This is a genomic window from Nocardia sp. NPDC003693 (assembly GCF_053981095.1).
In genome coordinates this window covers 112,326-136,713 of sequence record NZ_JBSFNO010000010.1, presented here as the reverse complement: position 1 = coordinate 136,713, position 24,388 = coordinate 112,326, and the positions used below count along the sequence as shown (strand labels likewise).

The 24,388-nt window shown below is 69.0% G+C and carries 14 protein-coding genes; 7 read left to right on the top strand and 7 right to left on the bottom strand.

The features are described 5' to 3' along the window. Positions 1-15: 15 nt before the first annotated feature. From ACWDOP_RS14140 to ACWDOP_RS14130, 3 genes are read right to left on the bottom strand one after another with little or no spacing between them, the layout of a single operon-like run. The gene (locus tag ACWDOP_RS14140; RefSeq protein ID WP_456345394.1) at positions 16-1,593 is read right to left on the bottom strand and encodes a glycosyltransferase family 39 protein; all 1,578 of its coding nucleotides are present in this window, start codon (positions 1,591-1,593) and stop codon (positions 16-18) included. Next, a complete protein-coding gene (locus ACWDOP_RS14135; protein WP_456345393.1) occupies positions 1,590-3,002 on the bottom strand; it encodes an MFS transporter in 1,413 nt (470 codons plus the stop codon). The genes ACWDOP_RS14140 and ACWDOP_RS14135 overlap by 4 nt, the downstream gene beginning before the upstream one ends. Next, positions 2,999-9,316, bottom strand: a complete 6,318-nt coding sequence (locus ACWDOP_RS14130; protein ID WP_456345392.1) for a type I polyketide synthase — start codon at positions 9,314-9,316, stop codon at positions 2,999-3,001. The genes ACWDOP_RS14135 and ACWDOP_RS14130 overlap by 4 nt, the downstream gene beginning before the upstream one ends. A gap of 298 nt (positions 9,317-9,614) precedes the next feature. Here ACWDOP_RS14130 and ACWDOP_RS14125 point away from each other — a divergent pair, with 298 nt between their 5' ends. Then, positions 9,615-11,774 (top strand): MMPL family transporter, encoded by a 2,160-nt coding sequence (locus tag ACWDOP_RS14125; RefSeq protein ID WP_456345391.1) that lies wholly within the window; start codon positions 9,615-9,617, stop codon positions 11,772-11,774. On the opposite strand, the gene ACWDOP_RS14120 is transcribed toward ACWDOP_RS14125, so the two are convergent. Next, entirely contained in the window at positions 11,766-13,259 is a 1,494-nt protein-coding gene (locus ACWDOP_RS14120; protein ID WP_456345390.1) for a phosphatase PAP2 family protein, read from the bottom strand. The two genes, ACWDOP_RS14125 and ACWDOP_RS14120, sit on opposite strands and share 9 nt — an antisense overlap. A 249-nt stretch (positions 13,260-13,508) precedes the next feature. Between ACWDOP_RS14120 and ACWDOP_RS14115 the strand changes: the two genes are divergently transcribed. Next, the gene (locus ACWDOP_RS14115) at positions 13,509-14,378 is read left to right on the top strand and encodes an alpha/beta hydrolase (RefSeq protein WP_456345389.1); all 870 of its coding nucleotides are present in this window, start codon (positions 13,509-13,511) and stop codon (positions 14,376-14,378) included. Positions 14,379-14,472: 94 nt separating this feature from the next. On the opposite strand, the gene ACWDOP_RS14110 is transcribed toward ACWDOP_RS14115, so the two are convergent. Continuing rightward, positions 14,473-14,610: a hypothetical protein gene (locus ACWDOP_RS14110; protein ID WP_456345388.1), complete on the bottom strand. Its 138-nt coding sequence runs from the start codon at positions 14,608-14,610 to the stop codon at positions 14,473-14,475. Between the two features lie 292 nt (positions 14,611-14,902). On the opposite strand from ACWDOP_RS14110, the gene ACWDOP_RS14105 reads away from it, so the two are divergent. Further along, a complete protein-coding gene (locus ACWDOP_RS14105; RefSeq protein ID WP_456345387.1) occupies positions 14,903-15,808 on the top strand; it encodes an SGNH/GDSL hydrolase family protein in 906 nt (301 codons plus the stop codon). A 97-nt stretch (positions 15,809-15,905) separates the two neighbouring features. Beyond that, positions 15,906-17,357 (top strand): FAD-dependent oxidoreductase, encoded by a 1,452-nt coding sequence (locus tag ACWDOP_RS14100; protein ID WP_456345386.1) that lies wholly within the window; start codon positions 15,906-15,908, stop codon positions 17,355-17,357. 27 nt (positions 17,358-17,384) lie between these two features. On the opposite strand, the gene ACWDOP_RS14095 is transcribed toward ACWDOP_RS14100, so the two are convergent. Further along, entirely contained in the window at positions 17,385-17,933 is a 549-nt protein-coding gene (locus ACWDOP_RS14095; RefSeq protein ID WP_456345385.1) for an AMIN-like domain-containing (lipo)protein, read from the bottom strand. A 127-nt stretch (positions 17,934-18,060) separates the two neighbouring features. On the opposite strand from ACWDOP_RS14095, the gene ACWDOP_RS14090 reads away from it, so the two are divergent. The 3 genes from ACWDOP_RS14090 to ACWDOP_RS14080 all read left to right on the top strand — a co-directional run bounded on the left by ACWDOP_RS14090 (position 18,061) and on the right by ACWDOP_RS14080 (position 21,473). Then, entirely contained in the window at positions 18,061-18,864 is an 804-nt protein-coding gene (locus tag ACWDOP_RS14090) for a class I SAM-dependent methyltransferase (protein WP_456345384.1), read from the top strand. A 107-nt stretch (positions 18,865-18,971) separates the two neighbouring features. Beyond that, the gene (locus ACWDOP_RS14085; protein WP_456345383.1) at positions 18,972-20,324 is read left to right on the top strand and encodes a DoxX family protein; all 1,353 of its coding nucleotides are present in this window, start codon (positions 18,972-18,974) and stop codon (positions 20,322-20,324) included. A gap of 177 nt (positions 20,325-20,501) precedes the next feature. Continuing rightward, positions 20,502-21,473, top strand: coding sequence for an alpha/beta hydrolase family protein (locus ACWDOP_RS14080; RefSeq protein ID WP_456345454.1), 972 nt, complete (start codon positions 20,502-20,504; stop codon positions 21,471-21,473). A gap of 42 nt (positions 21,474-21,515) precedes the next feature. Here ACWDOP_RS14080 and ACWDOP_RS14075 read toward each other — a convergent pair whose 3' ends face one another. After that, positions 21,516-24,275, bottom strand: coding sequence for a putative dsRNA-binding protein (locus tag ACWDOP_RS14075; RefSeq protein ID WP_456345382.1), 2,760 nt, complete (start codon positions 24,273-24,275; stop codon positions 21,516-21,518). Positions 24,276-24,388 lie beyond the last annotated feature (113 nt).

Here is a 24,388-nt window from a genome sequence, read left to right as displayed (position 1 = left end):
CCCTGTTCTTCACTGTCAGTTGCTCGTGCCGTCGACCATGCGCAGGGTGCGCAGGCTCGGCCAGGCGGTGGACCAGCGCACGCGCGGTTCGAGGCACAACCACACCGTCACATCGCGATTCACGCTCGGGAAGCCGAGCGGCCGGTCGATGCGGGTGAGGGCGGTGACCTCCGCGAAGTCGACGCCGATTCCGGTGCGGGGCTCGTCGATGCCCACGTACAGCACGGCCTCGGCGGTGTCGGGCGGTGGTGGGAAGTACCCGTAGCCCCGGTTGGTGCTGTAGATCGGTGGCAGGCGCACGGTCCGGCCGAAATGTTCGAGTCCGGCGGCCTGCCAGTAGTTCTGGGTGATGATGACCAGTTCGGGGTGCAGCGCCGCCGGTACCCGGCCGTGCGCGTCCTCGACGCCCGCGAGCAGATCATCCCAGCCGGACGGGCCGAACAGTCTTGCGCGCCAGTCGATCTGGGCGTAGCTGTCGGTGGGCCGGAGATGGGATTCGGAGATCGGCAGGGCCAGTACGGCGAGCACGGTGATCGCGGCGCCCAGCGCGAGCAGCACGACACCGCACCTGCGCAACCAGGTCCCGAGGCCGCGCCAGGCCAGATACGCCGCGCCCGCCGCGAACAGCCCGGGGAACGCGCCGACCACGTAGTACGTGCGCAGTCCGCCGAGCAGGACCGCGAGCAGCCACGCGCACACGATAGGGATCAGGAATCGATAGGGGCGCAACGCCTCCCAGCGCACACCTGCCCACATGCCCACCAGCAGCAGCGCGCCCAGCGGTCCGGTCACCATCACGACCTGCCACGGCATGGCCCAGGTGCCCCCGCTGGTCGCCAGTTGCTCCCCGCGAATCACCGCGCCCATACCCAGCTGCGGCCGGCCGTTGGCCTGCTGCCACCACACGGTCGGCGCCGCGGCGGCGGCGAACAGGGCGGCACCGAGCCAGAATGCCCGGCGGCGCAGCATCTCCCGGGGACCGAAGATCAGCACGCCGGCGATCAGACCGGCCCACACCATGGGAACCAGCCATTTCACCTGCAGATCCACCGCTGCCACCAGCCAGGCCGCCACCAGCAGCACGTCCTGCCGGGTCCGCACCCAGCGGATGAGCAGCCAGCTGATCGCGGCGGTGCAGGTGGCGTCCAGGGCGAAGGTGGTCAGGATCGCCGACTGCATGACCGCGGCGGGCGTCGCGGCGTACGCCAGCGCCGCCACCGTCTGCGCGGTGCGGCCGCCGCCGAACTCCCGGGTGATGGCGGCGCAGAGCACGATCGCGGCCAGCGTCGCGAGCAGCGCCGGAATGCGCAGCACCACCGTGGAACCGGGGTCGAGCGCGTTGGCGGCGGCGGCGAGCAGGGGGATCAGCGGGCCCTGATCGGCGTACCCGAAGGCCGGATGATTCCCGGCGGCGATGAAATACAGTTCGTCCCCGCCGAAGTCGTACCGGCCCAGGCGAACCGCGAACAGCGCGCCCGCCGCGGCGGTGACGAGACCAACCGCCCGCCAGGCGAACGGGTGCGGCGCGGGCGATCCGGTCGCGGTCGCGGACTTCGCGGGAACCCCGGGGTCGGCGGCGCTCGGGAATGTCATGGCCGCTCGGCCGGTTCGGGCAGGGCGAGGGTGGCCGCGGCGACCAGCAGCGCCACGACCGCGATGGCGGCGAACATGGTGATGCTGCCCGTCATGGTGTGCGAGCGGAAGAACACCGCGCTCAACAGGGCCAGTCCCAGTCCGTTGCCGATCTGCTCGATGGTCGGCAGCAGTCCCGAGGCCGCGTCCATGCGCGCCTGGTCCAGTGCCGAGAGCATGATCGGCTGCAACTGCACGCCGAACAGCCCGACGCCCAGACCGGACAGGAAGACCGGCCCGGCGGCCAGGGGCAGGGCGGGCACGCTCTCGACGAGGTACAGGTACGTCGTGCCGAAGACGACACAGCCGCCGTACAGCGCCATTCCGGCGGCCAGCGTGCGAACGCCCCACCGCCCCACCAGGATCGGTGAGGCGAGCGCGCCCGCGCCGGCGCCGAGTGCGAACGGGGTCATCAGCAGCCCGGTATGCCAGGGCGACAGGCCCATCTCGTCCTGCAGGGTGACCGACACCGTGAACACGAACGCGGTGAACAGGCCGAAGAAGACCGCGACCAGGCCGGCCCCGACCGCGAATCCGCGATCGGCGAACAGGTCGAAGCGCAGCAGCGGGTCGGCGCCGTGACGGGCGGCCCAGCGCTGTTGCGCGACGAACACCGCCCCCCACAGCAGCGCCACGCCCAGTTGCACGGCGGTCATGGCGCGCCACCCGTGCTGCTGGAGGTCGGTCAGCGCGTACAGCAGCGCGAACAGGCTCACGGTCGAGAGCACGGCCCCGCCCGGATCGAACCGCACCCGCTCGCGGGGCCTGCCCAGGCGCAGATACCGCAGACCCAGCCCGAAGGCCAGCACCCCCAGCGGCAGGTTGATCATGAACACCGAATGCCAGCCCAGATTCCAAGGATTCGCGGTCACCAGCGCTCCACCCAGGATCGGCCCGAGCATGCCCGCGAATCCGGCCACGCCGCCGTACAGGGCGAACACCTGCCCGTGCAGGCGGCGCGGGAAGGTGGCGGTCAGGATGGCGATCGTCTGCGCGCCCATGCCCGCGCCCGCCGCGCCCTGAACGGTCCGCGCGATCACCAGTTCCCCTGCGCTGTCCGCCATTCCGCACCACACCGAGGCCGCGGTGAACGCGACCACCGAGGCCAGGAACATGACTCGGCGCCCCAGCAGCTGACCGAGGCGGGCCGCGGTCAGCAGGGTGCAGGCGAAGGCCAGCGAGTACGCGGTGACGAACAGCAGTTGCTGTTGGCGGGTCGCGTCCAGGTCCGCGGTCATGGCCGGGAGTGCGGTGTTCACGATGGTCACGTCGATCATCTGCATGAACACCGCGATCAGGCAGCCCGCGAAGCCGAGCCAGGCGGTCGCGCCGCCCGGCTCGGCCCGGCGATCGGCGGCGATCTCGGTCACGGATGAGCCCCGACGGGCTCGCCGGTGGCCAGGATGAGTTCGGCCACCTTCGGCCCGGCCTGCAGCAGGCTGAAGGTGCGGCCCATCTGCAACGACATGAGTTCGATGCCGAGCTGTTTGGCGACGCGCGCACCGAATTCGACGGCCATGAGCGAATCCAGGCCGAGTTCGGGCACCGGCACGGTCAGGTCGATCGACTCCGGCGACACCCCCATGACGACAGCCAGCTGATCGGCCAGCATGCGGGCCACGGCCTGTCCGCGCTTGCTCTCCTCCAGCGCGCCCAGCTCGGTCTTCAATTGCGCCAGTGCGGAATTGTCCCGCACCGAGGTCGCGACCAGGGTGGCCACGCGACCGATCCGGGCCATCTGCGGGAAGGCCGCGGTGAGCTTGCCCCAGTCGGTGGGGATGATCGCGGCGCGTGTCACGCCCAGGCGCAGGGACTGCTCCAGATACGACGTGCCGTCGGCCATGTCGATGGCGGCGAAGCCCACCAGGTCGAGGTACTTGGACACCTTCTCTTCGGCCGCCATACCGCCTGTCGCACCGGACATGTGGCCCCAGCCGATGCAGAGCGCGGGCATCCCGGTGCGGGCCCACTGCTCGGCGAGCGCCTCGACCGCGACATTCGCGGCGCAGTAGTTGTACTGGCCGAAGATGCCGAACATCGAGCCGCCCGAGGAGTACAGCACGAAGGCGTCCAGCTCGATGCCGGCCGCGGTGACCGCGCGGTGCAGGGCGCGCGCGCCGTGCACCTTCGGGCGGTACACCCGGGCCAGCTGATCCAGATCCATGGCGGTCACGCGGTTGTCCGAGACCGCCCCGGCGGCATGGAAGATGCCGCGCAGCGGATGCCCGGTGCTGTGCGCGCGGGCGATGAAACCGGCCACGGCCGCGAAATCGGTGACGTCGGCGGATTCTTCAAGGACCTCGACCCCCAGCGCCCGCCAGGCCGCGATCTGCTGGCGGGCGGCCGCGGTGGCCGCGCCGCTGCGCCCGACGAGCATGAGCCGCCGCGCGCCCCGGCCGACCAGCCAGCGGCCGGTGGTCAGGCCGAAGCCGCCGAAGCCGCCCGTCACCAGATAGGTTGCCGCGCGGTCGATTCGGACCTCGGGCAGGTTCGGCCGCACGGGCGGGGCGGCAGCGTCGAGGCGCAGCGCGACCCGGGAAGTCCGCGAGGAGCGGATGACCTCGTCGAAAGCCTGTGCCACCTCGTGGGTTTCGAACGTCTCGAAGGGCAGGGCGCGATAGAACCCGGCCTCGATCTTGCTGTAGACCCGGCGCAGCAGTTCGGCCAGCTGCCGGGGCCGCACCGCGCACATGCGGTCCAGGTCGATGGAGAAGTACGTCAGGTTCTTGTCGAAATTGGCGAGTTCGAGCAGTCCGCCGGTGTAGACGTCGGCCTTGCCGACCTCGACGATCCTTCCGAATTCGGCTACGGCCTTGAAGTTCTGGCGCAGGATCTCGCCCGGAGCGGTGGACAGCACCACGTCCGCGCCGAGCCCGTCGGTCAGGGCCAGCACGTCGTCGGCGAAGTTGAGCGACCGCGAGTTCAGCGCGTGGTCGGCGCCGAGTTCGAGGATGTGCGCCCGGCGCTCGTCGGTGCCCGCGGTGCCGATGACCCGCGCGCCCAGGGCCTTGGCGACCTGGATGGCGGCCGAGCCGACGCCGCCGGCGGCGCCGTGGATCAGCACGGTCTCGCCGTTGAGCAGTCGGGCCAGATCGACCAGCGCGTACTCGGCCGTGCCGAAAGCGGTGGTGCTGGTGCACAATTCGGGCGCCGCACCGGCGGGCAGCCGGATCACCAGGTGCTCGTTCACGATGCGGAAGCGCCGCATCATGTCCTTGGCGGCCACGGCCACCATGTCGCCGACCGCCACCCCGGCCACCCCGGGGCCGACGCGCTCCACCGTGCCGACGCCCTCCATGCCCGGGGCGGTGCCGAAGAAGGTCGCGCCCAGCTCGCGTTCGCCCAGGATGCCCATGACCTTGAGCGGGTCCTTGTAGTTGAGCCCGACCACCCGCATGCGCACCTCGACCTCGCCGGGCCCGGGATCGGGCCGGGCGCAGGCCCGCCACGTCAGCGCCGAGAGCAGGCGTGAACGCGGTTGTTCCAGTGCGAAATTGGCGTTCGAATCGGTGAGCGGGACCGCGGTGTCCAGGGTGTCGACCCGGTCCTGCAGTGCCCGCTGGATCACCGGGGCCCAGCGCTTGCCGCCGCGCAGCAGGATCTCGTCGGAATTGTCCAGGGTGAACGCGCCGGGTACCGCCAGTTCGGTGACCAGATCGATGAGCGCGATACCGGGCTCGATGTCCACCAGCCGCCAGCGCAGGCGCAACTGCTCGTTGAGCAGCACCCGCCGGGCCCCGGCGAGCGCCGCCTGCGCCGAGTTGGGCAGCACAGTGCTGCCGGGCAGGGTGAAGGCGCGCTCGGTGATCAGCGTCGCGCGGAACCGGCCCGCCTCGGTGGACATCGCGTCCGCGTCCTCGGTGCTCGCCGCGTGCTCGTCCACCGCGACCGCGATCCGCTTGAACGCCCACAGCGCGGCCAGATCGTCCTCGATCGCGCCCGCGACCACGCAGACATGCACTTGGTGCACACCGGGTTCGGCCGCGGCGGCGGCCAACTCGGCGGCCAGTTCGGTTTCCAGATCCGTGTCGGCGGCATCGGCGTGCAGATACCGGGAGGGCCGCAGCACCGTGGCGAGCCGATCGGCGCGGCCGCCGAGACCCAGCGCCACCACCACGCTCGCGGTGCCGTTGGTCGGGGGCAGCACGCCGGGATCCAGCGGGTCGCGCAGTTCCATGGTGTCGGTGTAGAAGAAATCGACCATGCGCCGCAGCGGGTCCGCGCCCGGGTTGAGCGCGCCCACCCGCACCCCGATCAGGCGCAGGCACAGGTTGCGGTCCTCGTCGAGCAGGTCCACGTCCGCGCAGAGCGGGGAGTTCGGGTCGCGGCGGGCGACGACCGTGACCTGCTCGGGCAGCGGGCCGTACAGGCGCACGTCCTCCACTCCGACCGGAACCATGGCGCCCTCGCCCATGCTCGCGTCCGCGAACAGCAGCGCGACCGTCTGCATGGCGGCGTCGACGACCGCGGGGTGGGCCAGATGACCGGAGTCGAGGCCGATGCCCGCGTCGACCGCGGCCACCACGGTGTCCACGGTGGCGCGCACCGAGGTCACCCGGCGGAACGCGGGGCCGTACTGCAGCCCGCGTGCGGCCAGGGCGGCGTAGAACAGCTCCGGATCGAACTCGGTGGCCGAATCATCCTCGGGGACGCTGACTTTCGACGGCTCGTAGCCGTCGGTCAGCAGGCGGCCGGTGGCGTTCACGGTCCACACCGAGCCGGTGGCGGCGCGCGAGCGGATGAGGAAGCGGCCGCTGGAATCCTCGACGCTGGTCTCCAGCAGCGGAATGTCCGAGGGCGCCATGATCAGCGGCGCGACGAAGCGCACCCCCTCCAGCGCCACCCGGCCGTGCCGGGAACGGCCCGCGGCCGCGCTGAGCGCCGCATCGAGATACGCGGCGCCGGGCAGGATGCGCGAGCCCGCGACCACGTGGTCGGCGATCCACGGCAGGGTTTGCGCGCCGACCTGCAGCTGCCAACCCGAGCGACCCTCCAGGTCCGGGTCGCCGAGCATGGCGTAGCCGCCCGGGGTGCCCAGGCGCAGCTGCTCGAACAGCGGGTGCGGGGCGTGCAGACGCACGTGCTGCCAGGGGTAGCGGGGGAGCGGCAGATGCGCGGTGACGGGATGGTCTGCGGGGAAGAGGGTTTCGGTGCTCACGACGCCGGCGGCGTACAGGCCGATGAGGGTGCGGCGCAGGCTCACCGAATCGGGCTGCTTGCGATCGAGGGTCGCGATTGTGACACCGGTGTCGTCGACGCCCAGCAGTACCTCGCGAATGTTGCCCGACAGCACCGGGTGCGGGCCGACCTCGAGGAACACGCGGTGGTCGGCGGCGGCCAGGGCGGCTACGGCGGCGGCGAAGCGCACCGGCCTGCGTACGTTCGCGCACCAGTAGTCGCCGTCCCAGGTCGCGGCGGTGACCGACGCGCCGGTCACGGTGGAGTACAGCGGCAGCCGGGGCTCGTGCGGCGTGATGCGCGCCAGCGCCGTGCGCAGTTCGTCCAGGATCGGGTCCATCAGCCGGCTGTGGTAGGGCACCTCCACGTGCAGTCTGCGCGCGAATACGCCGTCGTCGGTGAGGGTTTCGGCGATCTCGTCCAGGCGCTCCACCTCGCCGGACAGCGTGACCGAGCCCGGGCCGTTGACCGCGGCGATGTCCACCCGCGCGTCGTCCTCGATCAGCGCGGTCGCCTTGTCGGCGGGCAGGCCCACCGCGAGCATCCCGCCGGATCCGGCCGTGGTGGCCTGCAGCCGCGCCCGGTGATAGGCGACGGTGACCGCGTCCTCGAGCGACAGCACGCCCGCGACGTACGCGGCGGCCACCTCACCGACGCTGTGGCCGACGATGGCCGCCGGGACGACGCCGAGTTCGGCCAGTTCGTCCACGAGCGCGACCTGCACCAGGAAGTTCGCGGGCTGGGCCACCTCGGTGGCGGTGACCCGGGATTCTTCCTCGGGCCGCAGCAGTTCCTCGATGATCGACCAGCCGGCGATCGCCCGGAACGCCTCGTCCACGCGCTGCGCCGTTCGCGCGAAAACGCCGTCGGCGCCCAGCAATTCGCGCGCCATGCCCCACCACTGCGGGCCCATGCCCGAGAAGACGAAGACCGGCTCGGGAACGCGGTGCGCGGGAGTGCGCACCGCGTCCCTGCCGTCGCCCGCGCAATAGCGACGCAACTCCCGCCCGAGGTCGTCCCCGACGGGGACCCCGGTGCGGTACGGATGATGGGCCATGCGGGTCCAGGCCGCCTCGGCCAGCCGATCCCGATCCGCGCCCGCCGCCAGCAGGTCGGCGAACCGCCCGGCGAGCTCGCGGACCGCCGCGGGGCTGCGGCCCGAGACCGGCAGCACCCCGAAATGCCTGGGGGCGTGTGGTTCCGGCTCGGCCGTGGCGGCGTGCTCGGTCAGGATGACGTGCGCGTTGGTGCCGCCGTAGCCGAATCCGTTGACCGCGATGGTCATACGCTCGACCGCCGGATCGACGGGCTCCGGCTCGAGCTGGACGTGCAGGTTCAGCTCGGCGAATGGGATGTCCGGGTGGGCGGTGTCGAACCAGCCCTGCGGGGGGATCGTGCGATGGGAGATGGCGAGCGCGGATTTGATCACGCTCGCCACCCCGGAGGCGGCCTCGGTGTGGCCCAGGGTGGCCTTGAGCGAACCGACGCCCAGGGTGCCGGGGCGCCCGCCCGCCGCACCGTAGACCCGGCCCAGGGCGCGCAGTTCGATCGGGTCGCCGACCGGGGTGCCGGTGCCGTGCGCTTCCACGTAGGTGATGTCCTGCGGATCCAATCCCGCACGGGCGCAAACGGTTCGGGCCAGCGACTCCTGCGCCGTGGCGTTCGGCACGGTGATCGCGGTGGTGCGCCCGTCCTGGTTGGTCCCGCTGGCCTTGATGACCGCGTAGACGCGGTCGCGGTCGCGCACGGCGTCGTCGAGGCGCTTGAGCACGATCATGCCGCCGCCCTCGCCCCGGCCGTAGCCGTCGCCGGCCGCGTCGAAGGATTTGCACCGCCCGTCCGCGGCCAGGAAGCCGCCCTTGCACATCATGACGAACGTTTCGGGCTGCAGCATGATGTTCACCCCGCCCGCCAGCGCCACCGCGCAGTCGCCGCGGTTCAGGGCCTGACAGGCCAGATCCACCGCGACGAGCGAGGACGAGCACGCGGTGTCGACGGTGAGCGCGGGTCCGGTCAGGTTGAGCGCGTACGCGATTCGATTGGAGAGCATCGTGTAGGAGGCGCTGGCCGCGGTATGCATGTCCACCTGCGGCAGCGCCGGGCCGACCACGCCGACGACCGACTGATCGACCACGAATCCGCCCACGTACACCCCGACCGGTGCACCGGCCGCCCGGGCCGCGACGCCCGCGTCATCGAGTGCCTCCCAAGTGATTTCGAGCAGCAGCCGCTGTTGCGGATCGAGTCCGGTCGCCTCGCGCCGGGAGATGCCGAAGAAGTCGGGATCGAACTCCCACGGGTCGGTGGTCAGGAAGGCTCCGTGCTTGGTGTAACTGCGGGCCGGCGCCCGGCGGTCCTCGTCGTACCAGCGGCGGTAGTCCCAGCGGGTGGCCGGTATCTCCACGACCCCGTCCCGCTTCTCGACCACGAAATCCCAGAAACTCTGCGGTGAGTCGATTCCGCCGGCATAACGGCACCCGATACCGACGACAGCGATATCCGACATAGGTTTCCTTTCGAAGGGGCGCGCAAGACAACGGCGGTCTCTCGAAGGGGAACGACGCCGGATCATCGTCCGGACGTGCGGCACGACCGGACTCTGCGGCCGTGGACATCGGCCGCCCACCGCGCTGTGGTGCGGCCGATATTAACGCTGCCACAAGGGGTTTCGTCCGCCGAGCGAGCAGGTTGATCCACGGCCACAAAGGTTCGTCCGGGGTTCTGTGAGGCGCCACGAATCGCTCCTGCGGTCCGGTGGCGCCGGGTAGCATCGGCGCGCGTACCCACGATCTCGGGAGTGTTCTTTGTTCATCGGGTTCGCGCTGTGGGCGGATTTCGTCGTGCGCCGGCGGTTGCTGGTGCTCGGTCTGGTGTCGGCGGGCCTGCTCGCCCTCGGCGGTTACGGACTGGGGTTGCACGCGCACCTGAGCTCGGGCGGCTGGGACGATCCGCGGTCGGAATCGGTGCGGGCGGCCTGGTTGCGCGAGAGCGCGTTCGGGCGCGACCGCGCCGGGGACGTGATCCTGCTGTTCCGGGCGCCCGACGGCGCGACGATCGACGACCCGGGTTTCGCGTCCACGGTGTCCGGGTTCCTGGACAGCCTGCCGCGTGATCATCCGCGCGAGATCTCGAAGGTGAACGGCGCCTACTGGCCGACCGAAACCGGTGTGGCGCAGCGCAATGTCTTCGGCACCGAGGATCGGCAGTACGGCTTCGCCTCCATCGCGCTGGCCGGTGACGACGAGACCACGGTCATGCGGGACTACCGCACGATCGCCGGCGCGCTGCGGCTCGACGGGGTCGAGATGCAGGTCGCGGGCGGACAGGCCGTGGGTGGCGCGCTCAACGACACCATGGTGCAGGACCAGTTGCGCATGGAACTGCTCGCCATTCCGGCGGTGGCGGTGCTGCTGTTCTTCGTCTTCGGCGGTGCGGTGGCGGCGGCGCTGCCGCTGGTGATCGGCGCGCTGACGGTGGCCGCGGCGTGGGGCGTCATGCGGGTCATCGCGACCGGCATGGAGGTGAATTCCTTCGTCTCACCGGTTGTTTCGATGATCGGTCTCGGTCTGGCGGTCGACTACGGGCTGTTCATCGTGAGCCGGTTCCGGGAGCAGCTCGACGCGGGCGACGAGGTCGAGGCGGCGGCGCGGCGGGCGGTCGCCACGGCCGGTCGCACGGTCGCGTTCTCGGCGGTCATCGTGGTGGCGGCCAGCGGCGGCGTGCTGCTGTTCCCGCAGAACTTCCTGCGGTCCTTCGCACTCGGGGCGATGGTGACCGTGGCGCTGGCGGCGATCACGGCCCTGACGGTGTTGCCCGCGCTGCTCACCCTGCTCGGGCGGCGGGTGAATCTGCTCGGGGTGCGGCGGTTTCAGCGTCGCGGGTCCGGTGCGGGCTGGTATCGCCTGATCGCTCGGGTGGTGAAACATCGTGTCGCGGTGTTCGTTTCGGTGTGTGCGGGGCTGTTGCTGCTCATCGCGCCGGTCGCCGACATGAGTTTCGGCGGTATCAGCGAACGCTTCCTGCCCCCGGAGCACCCCACGCGGGTGGCCCAGGAGCATTTCGACGAGCTGTTCCCCCAGCGCCGGGTCGATCCGGTGCACCTGATCATCCGGACCTCGGATCCCACGGCGGCGGGCGCGGTCTGGACCGCGGCCAACACCGTTCCGGGGCTGGCGGCGCCCTTCGCCGTGCCCCGCCGCAGCACCGAGCTGCCGGACGTGTTCGTCACCGAAGCGCCGCTGGTGGATTCGCACAACGGCGGACCCACCGTGGACGCCCTGCGCGCCATCGCGGTGCCGGACGGCGCGACCCTGCTGGTCGGCGGTCAGCCGGCGATCCTGCGGGACAGTCTGCGCGCTCTGGCGGATCGGCTGCCACCCATGCTGGCGATCGTCCTGCTCACCACCACGGTGCTGCTGTGGCTCGCCTTCGGGTCGGTGGTGCTGCCGCTGAAGGTGGCGCTGCTCAACGCCCTCGGGCTCGGCGCGACCCTGGGGATACTGACCTGGGTCTTCATCGAGGGCCACGGCGCGGGCCTGCTCGACTTCACCCCGCAACCGATCATGGCGCTCATCCTGGTGGTCGTCATCGCGGTGATCTACGGCCTGTCCACCGATTACGAGGTCTTCCTGCTGTCCCGGATCGCCGAGGCGCGCGCGTCCGGGCTGTCCACCCGCGAGGCGATTCGCACCGCGACGGCCGAGACCGCTCGCATCATCACCGCGGCCGCGCTCGTGCTGCTGGTCGTGGTGGGCGCGTTCGCCTTCTCCGACCTGCTGATGATGAAGTACATCGCCTACGGGATGATGGCGGCGCTGTTCATCGACGCCACCATCCTGCGCATACTGCTGGTCCCGGCCTCCATGGCGATCCTGGACGACCGGTGCTGGTGGGCGCCGCGGTGGTTGCGGCGCACCCGCTCGCCGGTGGCGGAAAGCGCCGAGCGGCAGTTGATTTCACAGTGAGGCCGGTTCGGGGCGTTGTGGCGTGCGGGGGCGCGCGGGTGCGATGACCCGCCAGGAGATGGTCGTCCACGCCACGGCCAGGATGACCGAGCCGAGCACGTCGGTGGGGTGGTGCGCGCCCGCGTAGAGCCGTTGCGCGGCAACCAGAACCGGGATCAGCAGCACGATCGCGGCCAGGACCCGGTAGCGCCGTCCGGTCGTGGTGAACCACAGCAGCAGCGCGATGCTCAGGTAGAGCGTCAGGGCCGCCGCGACGTGCCCGGACGGGAAGCTGGAAGTCGGAGGGAGATTCGGGTCCAGGTGGTTGACGCGGGGGCGGTCGCGGTCGACGATCGCGGTGGTCGCCAGGAACAGGGTGATCTCGCCGAGCATGGCCACCGCGAGGAACAGGGCCGGGCGCCAGTCACGCTGTGCGCCCAGCGCCAGGACCGCGACGATGAGGGCGACGACGATCACGGCGGCGGTGTTGCCGACCTCGCCGAACACGCCGAGAATGGAATTCAGTGTGGGATTGCGGTTTTCGGACAGCGTCGCCACGCTGTCGTAATCTCCCCGCAGCGCGGTGGTGTCGGACTGGAGTGCCCGGATCGTCAGGCCCAGTCCGGCGAGCAGCGCTCCCACCAGCAGCCAGCCCGCCGCGAGCCGCGCCGCCCCGCGCCACGGGTGCGGCAGCGGGGCCGCGTGCGCGTCCGGGACGGGCCGCAGCTCCCGCTCGTCGTCCCCGGGCAGATCGCCCGGCAGCGGTCCGTCCTCGGGGATGCCCGAATCGCGTCGCCAGCGCAGGAAGGCGACGGTGGCCGAGGCGAGCCACAGCGACCCCAGCAGCCAGCCGGCGAGCACGTCGGTGACGAAGTGCACGCCCAGCGCTATCCGGCTGAACCCGATCGCGATGACGAGCAGCGTCACGACCGCGACGACCGCGCGCCGTGTCTTGGCGCCCATGGCCGGAAGGAACACCAGCAGCAGAATCCCGTAGCACACCAGGGAATTCATCGAATGGCCACTGGGGAAGCTCCACCCGCCCGCGGTGTAGACCGGATTCTCGGCTTCGGGGCGCAGTCGTCCCACCACCGCCTTGACCGCGACGTTGAGGATGAAACTGCCTGTGGCTGCCAGGATTACGTACACCGCGAGGCGTTTCTGGTCGCGCTGGGCCAGCCAGATGGCGGCGAGGGCGAGCATTACGACCAGGGTGACGCTCGATCCGAACCTGGTCAGGACCTCCAGGCCGCTGCGCAGTGCGTCGTTGGCCGCGACCACCGAGACCACCCGGTCGACGATCTGCTGGTCCACCCGCTGCATCGGCTCCCACCGGGTGCGGGCCGACACCGCGAGCGCACCGAAACCGATTCCGACGGCCACGGCGACCAGCAGCGCCACGCCGCTGCGGACGGCGAACCGCTCCGCGGCCACGAGATCATCGTGGCGCTCGCCGGGATCGGCCACCCTCGTCGGGATATCGACGTCCTGCCGGTCGACAGACAATCCGAACCTCCTGCCATCGTGCGGCGCCCGTCGCGGTGACGGATGCCGGTCGTTGTCCCCGGTTTCCCGCAACGGGCCGTTGCAATCAGACCGGTTCGCCCGACGGGTCCACCGGCGCGCTCGCGTGCGAAGTCGCGACGGTGATATTTCCGGATGCGGGAATGGGCGCGTGCGGTCGCCCGGTTGTGGTGTGCGGCTGTACGGCGGTGCCCGCATAGGCTCACGCCGTCACAACGATTGAAGGATTGAATGAGCACAGCACAATTCGGCTTCACCAGCGCGGGCGACCGGCTCGCGGGTGTGCTGCACCTGCCTGCCGGCGAGCCGCTCGCCGCGGTGGTCACCACCGGTCCGCTGACCTCGGTCAAGGAGCAGGCGTCGGGCGCGTACGCCCGGGCGCTGGCCGCGCGCGGGTTCGCGGCGCTCGCGTTCGACCACCGCACCTTCGGGGAGAGCGAGGGGCAGCCGCGTCAGTTCGAGAATCCGTACGGCAAGGCCGAGGACATCGGTGCGGCGGTGACGGCGCTGCTCGGCGACGAGCGGACCCGGGAGCTGCCGGTGGTCGCGCTGGGCGTGTGCGCCGGGGCCGGGTACATGGCGCGCGCGGTCGCGGACGACCCGCGGATCCGGGCGTACGCCGGTGTCGCGGGGTACTACTCCGACACATCTGTCGCGACGCCGAGCGCGGAGGCCATCGCCCGGGGCCGGGCGGCCGAACGGCGCCGACTCGAAACCGGTGTCACCGAAACGATTCCGGCGGTCGCCCCGGACGGCGGCGACGTGGGTATGCCGCTGCGTGAGGCGTACGAGTACTACGGGACTCCCCGCGGCGCGGTGCCCAATTACACCAATGCGTTCGCCGTCGAATCCTTCGCCTACACGGGCGAATTCGACGCCGTCGAGGCGGCCGCCCGGATCGCCGTGCCGTACCTGCTGGTGCATTCGGAGAACGCCCTGGTCCCGGCCTTCGCGCGCAAGTTCTACGCGACGGTGCCGAGCCCCAAGTCCGAGCTCTGGCTGGAGTCGGTGGGGCAGATCGACTTCTACGACGACCCCCGGCTCATCGACGCGGCAGCCGATGCCGCCGCCGCGATGTTCCGGTCGGTGCTCGCCCGCTGAATCGGTCGCATCGGAATCGGGCCCGACGCTGAATTCGAGTGCCGCTGCCATTCGGTTCAGGCGGCCGGGAGAGGCGAATTCGCGCCGTCTTTCCTCAGTTCGGGGTGTCGCCCTCGTTATCCATGTTGGCGGCCTGGTCTTCGGTGGTGGCGATGGGGTCGGGCTCGGCCGCGGGCTCGTCCTCATCGCGTTCACGGTCCGCCCGACGTGCGGCATCGGGGCTGGTAGTCATGGCTGGTGTCCTTTCGTTCGGGGGCGCTCTGTCCTCCGGCTACCCGGAAAGATCATCGGCAATCGTGCCGGTGTCGCGGAGCATCCGATCGATCGATCGTCAAGCCGACAGAATTATCGGCAGAATTATGGATTCCACCGCGGGAAATCCGGGAGCGCCCGCTGAATTCGTCTGCGGCCGACCGAAGGCGTTGCCGGGGATTTGTGTCTGCAGTACTGTCTGGCCGAAAGTGCACAGGTTGGCCACATTCGACGCGGTCGGCGGGCAATTCGGTATAAGGCGGGAAGTTCGAGTGTTCGGCAGTGGCGTGCGGTGGCTGTGTACGGCGGCGGTGGCGGTCTCCGCGTCGGTCAGCGGGGCGACGGCGGCGGGGGCCGACCCGGCGCCCGAGGGCAAGGAACTCGTCGTGCTGGGGGATTCGTTCTCGGCGAACGTGTGGAACATCATCGAGCAGGAGACCGACTGCCGTCGGCACGGTCCGACGGCGTGGCCCACTCAGCTGGGCAAGCTGATGGGGGTGGACGGGACCGACCGCATGTCGAATCCGTCGTGCCCGGGGGCCTCGATCGACAGCGGGCCGGGGTGGACCCTGGCCATGCAGGCCAAGCGGGCGGACGAGGAGGGGGCCTTCGGGCCGCGCACCAAGGTCGTCACGTTCCAGTTCGGGATGAACGACAAGTGGGGCAAGAACGAGCAGACGATGTGGAACTCGCTGCAGCAGTGCGTGTTCAACGTCGAACTCGGCTGCGGGCCGGAGGCCGTGGACGAGGGCCGGATACCCGACTACAACGGCGTCTCCGGAAAACTCTTCGCCGAGCGCATGCGCAACGCGGTGACCTACATCCGCTACTACGCGCCGAACGCGCGCCTGGTGCTGGTCGGTTACCCGGAACTGTTCGTGTCGGGCTCGGATACGGTGTGCCTCAACTTCTTCGGCGTGGCCCCGTTCGTCAATCCGCGCGGTCGCGCCGCGGTCGAGTACTTCGATCGGATCGATCGGGCGCAGCGCGAGGCGGCGGAGATTCTCGGTCTGGAGTTCATCGACGCCCGCGCGCTGACCGCCGGTCACGGCCTCTGCTCGGCCACCCCGTGGGTGAACGGCGTCTTCGATCCGCGCGCCGACTTCGGCGGCCTGTTCTTCCACCCGTCCACGCAGGGTGATGCGGTGGTGGCCAACGCGATCCACGCCGGTCGCTGACTTTGCCCGGCCGGGTTCGCATCGTGGAACCCACGGTGCGAGCCCGGCCCGAGGCGCATAATCGGGGTTCCGCGTTCGTGTCGATGGGGGAGTTCCCATGGATGTCACCGCACCCGTTTGCGTCGTAGGAGCCGGTCAGAGCGGCATCATGGCGGCGGCGCAGTTGCGCGGCCTCGGCTACGAGCGGATCGACATCCTCGAGGCGGGGCCGGAGCCGGGCGGATACTGCCGGACCGCCGAGGTCGACGGCGAAATCTACGATTTCCAAGCGCATCTGATCATCCAGCAGGATTTCGGCGCGGATATGTCGGGGACCGCCATCGACGAGCTGCTCCGCCGGCATCCGGTGGAGCTCCAGCCCGAGGCGCTGTACTTCGTCTCCCGAACCGAGTCCGGCAAGCCGGGATTCGCGGTGCCGCCGCACTTTCCGCCGTTGCTGGCCACGCTCACCGCCGAGCAGGCGGTGGACCAGTTGGTCGAGGCGTGGAACATCATCGAACGGGCCGTCCGCGCCAAACACGGGCCGGGGTTGGCCGGGCTGAACTTCGACCGGGTGCCGGGGGAGACCTGGGAGAGCTGGCGGGCGCGGCGCGCTCCGCTGGTGGGCGAGGTGCTGCAGGGCATCGCGCTGTACGCGAACATGCGCAGGCCGCGTCAGCCGGTCGAGACCATCATCAACATCAATGCCCATATCTCCGGGCATGTTTCGCAGCTGGCCAAGATGCTGCTGACCCTGCATTCGGGACGGCGCGCGGAGCTGCTGGACCGGATGCCGCCCTCGCTGGTCGCCCAGATCGGTTCGCGCCGCCCGGTGACCTTGAGCTTCCGCCACGGGTTCATCAGCTTTCTGCGGCGGATGCTGCGGGACCACGAGCTCGAGGTTCAGGTGAACAGCCGGGTGACCGCGATAGAACCCGTTGGGCCCCGGCGTGTTCGGGTGTCCTCGCGGGCGGGTGCGGAGTCGCGCAGCGCGATCTACTCCCGCGTGGTGGTCACCGCCCGCCCGACCCAGATCCGCGAGATCTTCCCCCGCGGTGAGCTCCACGACCTGTTCTCCGAACGGAACTGCGCCCGCACCTGGACCCGCAGCTACCTGATCAAAGTCCCCGGGGACATCATCACGTTCCCGACGAATGCCCCCGACCCCCTCGGCTTCTGGCTGATGGATCCCCAGGGCAGCCACACCGACACCGATCCCGAGCAGGCCCTGCACCGGATCACCGCCGCCAACAAACAACACCCCGGCCCCTACTGGGTCTGCTTCAGCAACTCCGACCTTTCGGTGACCCCCGCCGAAGCCTGGGCCCTCGCGAAGGAAAGCCTGTTCCTGTTCGACGACCCCGAGTTGATCACCGAAACGATCGCCGAGTGGCCCGTCCACCCGAGCGCCCCCGCGGTCCGCGCCGGCTGGTTCGATCGCGTCGCCCGGGTCCAGGGCCGCGATTCGATCTACTTCACCGGCGAGGTCCTGTCCGGCCCGACCGCCGAGTGCATCAGCGCCTTCGCCCGCGAGGTGATCCCCGCCTGGTTCGGCCCGGGCTCGGAGTAGCTGTTCGGATCGGCCGCGCGGGCCGGGTTACCAGCGGTGGGCGACGTCGATCACGATGCGGTTGCCGGTGCCCGGACCGTCGAGGGTGAACACCCGGAACGGGAGGCGGGCGCGTACGCCCAGGCCGATCGTGGTCTGGCCCTCGAACGTTCCGGCCCAGGACAATTGGCGGAAGGTGTCGTAGCCGGAGACGTTGGTCAGTTCTTTGCGGTTGGCGGGGTTGTAGGTCAGGTTGCCGGAGCTGTCATAGGCGGGGGCGAACACGACCACCTGCAGGAAAGCGCTGCCGCGCAACGGAACCGGCTCGCCGGAGGCGTCCATGTAGACACCGTCGACGTAGCCGACGCGGTACCCCGCGACCGGGCCCGCGAGGTCGATGACCATGCGGTCGTAGCAGTCCTGCCGCCCGGACCGCACATTGGTCAGCGTGGCGGTCGAATGGTCCGGGTCGGACTTGTCGAGCGAACCCCAGACCAGTCCGCAGTAGGAGGGCGTCGCGCGGGCCTGCCCGACGGGTAGTAGCAGGGTGAGAACGAGCGCTGCGAGCGCTACGAATATCGAGAGTATGCGACGCATGTCGCACCAGCCTTCGGCAGAGAGACGGTTGATACCGGATAGATCGGCCGGCCGGAACACGGTGTTAGACACGGGACAGTCGCTGCTGGGTATCGAATGGGCCGATATCGGCCGGAAGGGTAACGAGATGAACGCGATCGAATCGACGGGCGACACCGGTCTCTTCGCGGGAACTGCCTGGCACTACGCCCGCTATCGCCCCGGCTACCCGCCGGAAGTGCTCGATGATCTGGTCCGGCGGACGGGGCTCGACGGCGCCGGCAGGTTGCTGGACTTGGGTTGCGGCACTGGGCAATTGACGATTCCGCTGGCGCGGCACGTGCTCGAGGCCGTGGGCGTGGATCCCGAACCGGAGATGCTGGCCGAGGCCGCGCGCCAGGCCAGCGCGGCGGCGGTGACCAATGTGACGTGGCGGCGGGGTAGTTCGGCTGACCTGCCGGTCGACCTCGGCGGGTTTCGGGTCGTCACGATGGGCCGGTCGTTCCATTGGATGGACCGTGCGCAGGTGCTCGCGGATCTCGACGGCAGGGTCGTCGACGGCGGCAGCGTGGTGATAGCCAACGACAGCTGCCTCGTTCGGCCGACGACGGCCTGGCAACGAGCGATCGACGGCGTGCAGCGCCGTTTCCTGCCCCCGGATCAGCAGGAACGTCCTACCCCGCCGGCGGATCCGCGGCACCGGCACGAACAGGTGCTGGCCGAGTCGGCATTCTCACGGGTGCACCGGCGGGTGTACGAGTTCCCCCGGCCGTGGACTCTCGAACAGGCGATGGGCTACCTCTATTCGACCTCGTTGCCGCTGCGTCGGTTGCTCGGTGACCGGCGCGCCGCGTTCGAAGAGGCGGTAGCCGTCGAGTTGCTCGCTATCGAACCGAGTGGGCAATTCATCGAACCGGTCGCATTGGAGGTGCTGACCGCGACGCGGGGATAGTGGGTCCCTCGGTTGTCGGGGACCGGATCGCGGGGAATTGTTGCGCCCCGCGTCCGCACCGCGATCTTGTTTCCGGAGGGGCTGTGGCCTTGGGGGAAGGACCGTGGATGGGTGCCGTAGTCGTGGAGCCGAGCCGTGCTGTCGCGGAGCAGGATTCGCCGGGGGAGACCGGGTGGCGACCGCTCACTCGAATTCTGTTTCGGTTCGGGGTGGTGTATTTCGGGCTGTTCGCGCTACTGACCCAGGTGATTCTGGAGCTGCCCGGGATGGCGGCGTGGTGGGGGCCGATCGGCTCCGGGGCGCCGCGGCCCGGCGTCGAATGGGTGGGGCGCACGATTTTCGGCGTCGAGGTCGTGCGGCGGAACTCCGGCAGCGGTGACACCGCCTATGACTGGGTGCTGCTGTTCTGCCTTCTCGTCACCGCAGTGCTCGCGACGCTCGTCTGGAGCGCCCTGGACCGACGGCGCACCGAATATCGCACGGCGGCAGCGTGGTTCATGGTCTTCCTGTGCGTGTGCCTGGCCGGGACGATGCTGAGCTACGGCATCGTCAAGGCGTTCCAGCTCCAGATGCCGCCGCCCTCGCTGACTCGGCTGCTCCAGCCGTTCGGCGATCTCACGCCCATGGGTGTGCTGTGGAGTCAGGTGGGTGTGTCGCCGGTCTACGAATCCATCCTCGGATTCGTGGAAATCCTGTGCGGCGTATTGCTTCTGATTCCGCGCACGGCGGTACCCGGCGCCCTGCTGACCGCGGTCGGGTCCACCCAGATCTGGATCCTGAACATGACCTACGACGTCCCGGTCAAGATCCTGTCGTTCCATGTCCTGCTGATGGCCCTGGTCCTGGTCGCGCCCGAGGCACGGCGCATCACGGCGGTGCTGCTCGGCAACGCCGCCGGCCCCTCGATCGCGCCGCTGCCGTGCCGAACTCCGCGCGGGCGTCGCGTCGTCGCGGGCCTGCAGATCGCGCTGCTGCTGTGGTTGCTGATCTCGGGCACCGCGAAAGGGCTGGTGTCCGCCCAGCAGCGGCAGTCCGAGCCGTCGCTGTACGGGATCTGGGAGGTGACCGAGTTCGTGCGGGACGGCGTGCCGGTGCCGGCGGTACTGGGTGACGAAACGCGTTGGCGGCGTATGGTGTTCGATCAGCTCGACACCGTGGATATTCAGGCGATGGATGATCGCTTCACCCCGGTTCGGGCGGACATGAACCAGGGCACCGCCCAGCTGACCTTCCGACCTCTGGACGATGCGGTCCCCGCCCCGTGGGCGGTTTTCACCGTGTCCCGTCCGACCCCGGATCAGCTCCGCTTCACGGGCGAGGCGAACGGCGGGCCGCTCACCGTGGAACTGGTTCGGTACGACCCAGACCGGTTCACGCTGCGCCGAGACGGGTTCCACTGGGTCAACGAGTACCCCAACAACGACTGCGTTTCCGGTCGCCCGGCTTGTCCGTCGCGATAGTGCGCGGTTGCCGTCCGTTGAAACTTACGAATGTGAAACGAACGTATCTGATACGTTAGAAACATGGAAGGTGTGCCGGACCCACGAACCAACCCGGACGATGCCCCGAATCGGGCGCACAGTCCCCGGCGGTGGTTGCGGCGCGCGTTCGTGGCGCTCGCCTGCGTGATCGCGCTGATGGTCGGCGCGGGCGGTTGGGTGATCCACGCGAACGACTTCGCAGTCCAGCGCCACGAGCTGACCATTCCCGGTTCCACCCAACCGCTCCACGCGACCCTGGCCCTGCCCGAATACGGCGACGGCCCCTTCGGTCTGGTCGTCTTCGTGCACGGCGACGGCCCCGCCGACGCCACCCGCGACTCGTTCTACGAACCGATCTGGGAGTCGTTCGCCGAGGCCGGCTACGCGTCGGTGTCTTGGAACAAGCCCGGCGTAGATGGCGCCCCCGGAATCTGGCTCGACCAGACGATGCACGACCGCGCCCGCGAGACCGAAGCGGTGATCGCCTGGGCGCGTGGGCGCACCGACATAGACCCCCGCCGCATCGGCCTGTGGGGGATCAGCCAGGCCGGCTGGGTGCTGCCCGAGGTGGCCGCGAACGATCCCGCCCTGCAGTTCCTGATTCTTGTTGGCGGAGCGGTGAATTGGCTACGCCAGGGCGAGTACAACCTACGGGCCGAGCTCCGCCACCACGATGCCCCCGAGCCGGAAGTAGCCGAGGCCCTGGACCGCCGCAACACCGTCCTGCGGCTCCTACGCGAGAACGCCACCTACGAGCAATACCGTGCCGCCCAACCCGATTCGCCCCCGATGTCGGCGGCCCGCTGGAATTTCGTCCGCCTGAACTACCTGTCCGACGCGACCGGCTTCCTGCCCCGGGTCCAGTCCCCGGTCCTGCTCGTACTGGGCGACGAGGACCTGAACGTCGACGTGACCGAGACGGAAAGCACCTACCGCGCCCACCTCGCACCGGAACAACTGACGGTCCACCGATTCCCGAACGCCTCCCACAGCCTGGTGAAGGCATCCTTCGAGAACGATCAGGACTGGCGCGCAGTCGCGACGGCCTTGGTCGCCCCTCGTTCCCTTTACGTGCCCGGCTACCTCGCCCTCCTCCGCGACTATGCCGCCGCGCAGCCGCCCCGCTGAGCTGCTTCGCCATCCGACAGGACCGGTGCTTCGAGGTGGAACTCAGCCGTTGAAGCGCAACTGTTCGATGAGCGAACGCTCGGAAGACCTCAGGCTGTCGAGCAATGCGGGCGATGGATTGCCCGCAGCCACCACCGAGCGTTCGACGGCCGACAGAAAATCGTGCAAAGCCGTTTGTACGTGTTGGAGCCATGGGTCACGCAGTGCACGTCGCACAGCTTCTGCTCCGGCGCGAGAGACCGGGTCGGCCCCGATCGGCGGAATCGGCACCGTGACTGAAACGGCATGAGATTCGTGTTCCCAACTCACACCGCCGAAAATGCAGTCGATCACGCCGACTACCGGAGCGAGTGCCGTGGACAATTCGATGCCCGGGACACGCAGTGTCAGTGTGTGCGCTGTTTCATCCACGCCCTGCTCGCTTTCGAGTGCCGTGCCCGAGGTGGTAGCGATGGTATCGGCCTTGAGCTCGACATAGACCAGAATCGCGTCGGCGGCCTCGGTGTCCTCGATCAGTGACAGAATCTCCTCGAACAGGGCAAGCAGTCCGGGAGACCTGCTCTCCTGCCAGCAGTGGATGCGCTCAGCGAAATCGGTGACCTCGATGCCATAGGTCGGGGTGTTTTCGACGATCCACTGTCGAATCGCCGCACGTCTCTGCTGTTCGAGGGCAGTAACGTAATAGTCGGTCAGACGGGATGCGACCGCAGAACCGGTGCTGGGCAGTAGCTGGGATCTCGCTCGCGCCCAGTGCAGATATTCACCATAGGCACCGGTTACCAGTAGGTCGATGCCGAGACGTCCTGCGATGAGGTCTTTGCGAATATCGACATGAGAAGGATCGATCGTGCGAAGTTCGGCGAGCAACATCGCGCGAAGCAGTGCGCATGAATCATCATCGGAGTTGGCCTCTTCGGTGATCTCTTGCCCGGACAAGCACCGCAGCGCGTCAGCGGCCGCCGATTGTTTTGCCGGCGTCGAAGCGCTTCGCCAGCCGCCGCGCCAGCGCGGATGCCCTTCCAGCTCGAACGTGATCGTGGCGCGGAACTCGGCTCGATGGTCGGGACCCCGGCGTTCGAATTCCACACTGTAGGTGGCTTTCACGCGGGCACAGTATTCCTGCAACCGAGTTGATGGGTCTGGAGCCGGGGTGAACGCGCGAACCCACCGAGCGAACGTCTCAGGCTGCCGCTCCATGAGTAGATCGCCATTGGCACGCCAGGCCGCACCGATGACGGACTGGGTGACGTCCTCCTTGATTTCACCGGTCAGATCGGTACCGCTCGATCGGAGGACGCCATCCGCGATCCGCATCCTGTCGAAGAGTTCGGCGACCATCTCTTTGGGGAGCGCCGGTGAAGTCACCGCGGATGCGGGGATCCGAAAGGAGGCACCCAGGGTAGTGAGTGTGTATTGGTGCCGGATCACATTGGCAATCGCCTCGGCCCCTTCGGTTGCCAGCGTCCCGTAGTCCCGCTGGCCGGCTTCTTCTACCAATGATGGATTCTCGTAGGTCCAGGATCGGTGCGTCAGGGTCTGACTGATCAGCCCCGCATCGGCGACCTCGAACGCCTGTTGCAACCACCGGCGCGCTCGAACATGCGCTGGGAGTTCTCGCCGGTACGGGGACGGTTTCGGCATTCTTCCGACACCTCCCGAATCGGCGGGTACCGCCCACGGAAGGTGTTGCAAGACATATGAGCGGATGGCCATTCGGCGCGCGGCTTTCAGCGAGGTCGCAGTTCCTGAAGCCGTACGGCCTACGGCTTCGGCTGTGACTGCGAACTGCCGGTCGTGGTCTGGACCCGAAACCTCGTGTGTGAATGTCGGTTCCCGCTTCACCTGTGAAACGAGCAGAGCGCGCCAGTCCGGTTCGGGAGCGTCCGCTTCGAACGCCACGAGCTCGAGGAGGCTGTCGGCAGGTCCCTGAGACGCGGTGATCAGGGACAGCGCTCCGAGTATCTGCATCGCGACCTTCGCGGGTGCGTTGCTCTTCTTCCCGGACGCCATCTGGCTGGTTTCGCCCTTGCCGTACGAGGCCGACCCGGTGGAGTTCACCCACGCGCCCAACATGGTGCGTGCACGATAATCCTGCGTGAGTATGGCACTGACCTCTGCGTTGGACGCGAAGTCTCCACGCTGCGAACGGATTCGATCCAACAGTGCCAGCCGCATCCAGCCTTGGCCGAGTGCCGCGAGCATGTCCAGTACCTCCGCGCCGACCGGGCTGTCCGGGATCGACTCGTATTGGTAGCTGCGGTGTACGCACGCCCAGCGCACCCATCGCAACGCGTCCTCTCGAAGCGTGAGGTCGATGCGCTGCAAATCGTCGACCAGCTTCTTCGAAGCCGGTGGTAGCCAGGGAGAATCGGGAATCTCGGGCCAGGTCGCGGCCCATCCGGTCGAGACGATCGTCTCTTCCGGCGGTGGGTTCAAACGGGTCGTTCGGGCGGTTGTGGACTTCTCCGGCTGCTCATCCCGGTTGTGTGAATGCGCGTGAGATAGCTCGTCGAGCATCCACGGTCGGATTGTGGGTGTCCGCCCCGATCGAATCGAGCGCTCGGCTGCGAGGCACTCCTGTGAACGCGTGTCCATTCCTGACAGCGCCATTCGGATTCGAATTCCGGACAGCGAAGCCAGTGTCTCTGCGACCGGGAGACTGACTTCCCTGTTGATCCTGATCGTTCGCGCCAACGCCCTCAGCCGGAGTCGAATCGCCATCTTGTGCAGCGGCTCTGGCGGCGGCGGTGTTCGGAGTGCGGTTATCCCGACCCAGCGATTGCCGAAGCTGTACGCGGTCATGATGCTGATTGTTCTGTTGGCCGCGTCACTTCCACCCCTCCGATGTGCCGAGAGTGGACTGTAGCATTCGGTGTTCTATGAACCATGTTCAATCCCAATATGATTGGGCTGGA